General features: G+C 71.4%; 3 protein-coding genes. All 3 read left to right on the top strand.

The features are described from left to right. A partial coding sequence (locus tag AC5RUJ_RS13615) for a YifB family Mg chelatase-like AAA ATPase (RefSeq protein ID WP_494156007.1) occupies nt 1-983 on the top strand: 983 nt, incomplete at its 5' end. 38 nt (nt 984-1,021) lie between these two features. Then, nucleotides 1,022-2,227 carry a DNA-processing protein DprA gene (gene dprA, locus AC5RUJ_RS13610; protein WP_494128252.1) on the top strand — a complete coding sequence of 402 codons (1,206 nt, stop codon included), beginning with the start codon at nt 1,022-1,024 and terminating at the stop codon, nt 2,225-2,227. An 89-nt stretch (nt 2,228-2,316) separates the two neighbouring features. Then, nucleotides 2,317-3,019, top strand: a 703-nt coding sequence (locus tag AC5RUJ_RS13605; protein WP_494156006.1) for a tyrosine-type recombinase/integrase, incomplete at its 3' end; no start/stop codon positions are given.

Here is a 3,019-nt window from a genome sequence, read left to right as displayed (position 1 = left end):
CGGCCGCAGCACCTCCTGCGCCCGCCCCCGACCTGGCGGACGTGGCCGGGCAGCATGAAGCCCGGGCGGCGCTGGAAGTCGCCGCTGCGGGCGGCCATCATTTGCTGCTCGTCGGCCCGCCCGGTGCCGGCAAGACGATGCTCGCCGAACGGTTGCCTGGCATCCTGCCCGATCTTCCCGACCACCACGCCATGGAGGTGACCGCCATCCACTCCCTGAGCGCCACGGCCGTCCCGCTGACCGAGCTGGTACGGCGGCCGCCGTACGAGAGCCCGCACCACACGGCAACGGCGGTCTCCATCATCGGGGGCGGCTCCGGCATGCCCCGCCCGGGAGCGGCCTCGCGGGCACACCGCGGGGTGCTGTTCATGGACGAGGCACCTGAATACGACCGGCAGGTGCTCGACGCGTTGCGCCAGCCGCTGGAGAGCGGGCGGCTGGTGGTACACCGGGCGGCGGGCAGCGCCGCCTACCCGGCCCGTTTCCAGCTCGTCATGGCGGCGAACCCCTGCCCGTGCGGGCTCTCCGGCGGCAAGGGTTTGGAATGTACCTGCACGCCCGACCAGAGGCGCCGCTACTTCGGCAAACTCTCCAACCCCTTGACCGACCGCATCGATCTGCAGCTGACTCTGCCACGGCTGACTGTGGGGATGATGGCCACGGGTGCGCGGCGGGAGGACAGCGCGGCCGTCGCCGCCCGGGTAGCGGTGGCACGGACGGCACAGCGGGCGAGGCTGCAGCCGTGGGGCATCGGGTTGAACGCGGAGATCAGCGGCGAACTGTTGACCGGAAAGCTGCGGCTTCCGGCGGCTATCACAAGGGACCTGGACCGGGCCATGGAATGCGGAGTGCTGACCGGCCGTGGCTACTCGCGGGTCCTGCGCGTTGCGTGGACGCTCGCCGACCTGTCCGGCCTGGACCGGCCGGACCGGGACTGCGTCGGCACGGCGCTGGCCTTCCGCCAACAGGTCAAGGCGGCGTGACCATGCCGTCCCCATCTGCGGCCGCAGGCCAGGAGGAGATGACCAGAATGACGCAACTGCCGTCCACCGACGAGCGCCTTGCCCGGGCGGCGCTGTCCCGGCTGATGGAGCCGTCTGACTGGATCGGCCAGGCACTGGTCGCTGCTGCCGGCGCCCACGACGCCCTCAGGGTCGCCACCGGCCAGATCAAGGCCGGGCACGGTCTGCAGGCGGAATTGCTGAGCGCCCTCGACCGCGTACCCTCTGCCGGCAACGCCCAGCCGCTCAGCGACGCCCTCGAGCGGTGGGCGCCGCGCATCAAGGACCTTGCGCCCGAACGCGACCTGGTCGTGATCGGCAGGCTTGGCGGCACCGTGCTCATTCCCGGAGACGCCGTGTGGCCGGCCGCGTTGGCAGACCTCGGGCTGGGCGAACCGCTCTGCCTCTGGGCGCGGGGAAGGTTCACCGGCGGCATCCCGGACGTCCGGACAACGGTGGCCGTTGTCGGTTCCCGGGACAGCACGAATTACGGCAACCAGGTGACCGGCGACATCAGCAGCGGACTCGCGCAGCGGGGCTATTGCGTGATCTCCGGCGGGGCCTACGGGATCGATGCGCAGGCCCATCGGTCGGCCCTGGCGGCGGAAACCGAACATGTCGCCACCATGGCGGTCATGGCCGGCGGCCTGGACCGGTACTACCCGGCCGGAAACGAAGAACTGCTCCGCGCCATCGCCAGACGGGGGATCCTGCTGGCCGAAGTGCCGCCCGGCGCCGCACCAACACGTTGGAGATTCCTGCAACGAAACCGGCTCATCGCGGCGTTGGCCGCCGCAACCATCGTGGTGGAGGCCCGCTGGCGCTCCGGGGCACTGAATACTGCCCATCACGCCGCGGGGCTGGGCCGCGGCGTGGGCGCCGTCCCCGGATCCGTCTACAGCGCGAACTCGGCCGGTACCCATCGGCTGTTGCGCGACGGGAGCGCGACTGCCGTCACGGATGCCGCAGAGGCAGCCGAGCTCGCGGGACCGCTGGGAACAGTGCCCGCCGGGGGCCAAGAGGTGCTCGCCGACCACGACGGACTCGGCGTGGACGACCTGCTGCTGCTCGACGCCCTGCCGGTTCGCCGGGGAAGCACCGTGGACAAGCTCGCCACGGTCGCGGGCATCCCGGTCCGCACCGTCCTCGCGGGGCTCGGCCGGTTGGAAGCGGCAGGACTGGCCGTCCAGGACGCCACCGGCTGGCGCCGGGGGCGGCGGGACTGAGTAGGACACAGGGAAGGAGCGCGGCGGCAATTCAGCCGTGCCCCGTGCGCCTCCTTGAGTTCGGCGGGCCGGACCAGCAAAGTGAGGGGATGAGCTCTGCAGACCAACCCGAACCGCAGGGCACCGAGCCGCTCCCGCAGGCCTTTGACGCGGCCCTCGATGGCTTCGCCCGCTATCTGAAGGCGGAACGGGCGCGCTCGGAACATACCATCCGCGCCTATGCGACCGACGTCCGGCACCTGCTCGGCTACGCAGCGGAAACCGGTGCCCGGGAGCTGCCGGACATCACCCTCGGGACCCTGCGGTCCTGGCTGGGCGCGATGAACGGAGCCGGCATGGCCCGATCCACGCTGGCGCGGCGCACGGCCACCGCCCGCACGTTTATGGGCTGGGCGTTGCGGGAAGAGCTCATCCACACCGATCCGTCGCTCCGGCTGAAGGCGCCCAAACGCACCGGCTCGCTGCCCACCGTGCTGCGCCCGGCCCAGGTCGACGAGCTGTTCCGAACGCTCGCCGAGGAAGCCGCCGAGGGGGAGCCGATGCCCCTGCGGGACCGGGCGATGATCGAACTGCTCTATGCCACCGGAATCCGCGTCAGCGAACTCGCGGGCCTGGACATCGACGAAGTGGACAACGAACGCCGGACCATCCGAGTGCTCGGCAAGGGCAACAAGGAACGCACCGTTCCGTTTGGACTGCCGGCCGCCGTCGCCATGGACGACTGGCTGCGCCGCGGCAGGCCCAGGCTCGCCACCGCGGAAAGCGGTCCGGCCCTGTTCCTCGGCCAACGCG

The sequence above is a fragment of the Arthrobacter sp. Y3223164 genome, from assembly GCF_059091005.1.
Note: the sequence above shows the minus strand (reverse complement) of the source record. Positions and strands in the feature narration are given on the sequence as shown.

Bases quoted from the DNA above. Each gene is read 5' to 3' on its own strand.
- dprA (WP_494128252.1), top strand. From the start codon at position 1,022: ATGACCAGAATGACGCAACTGCCGTCCACCGACGAGCGCCTTGCCCGG.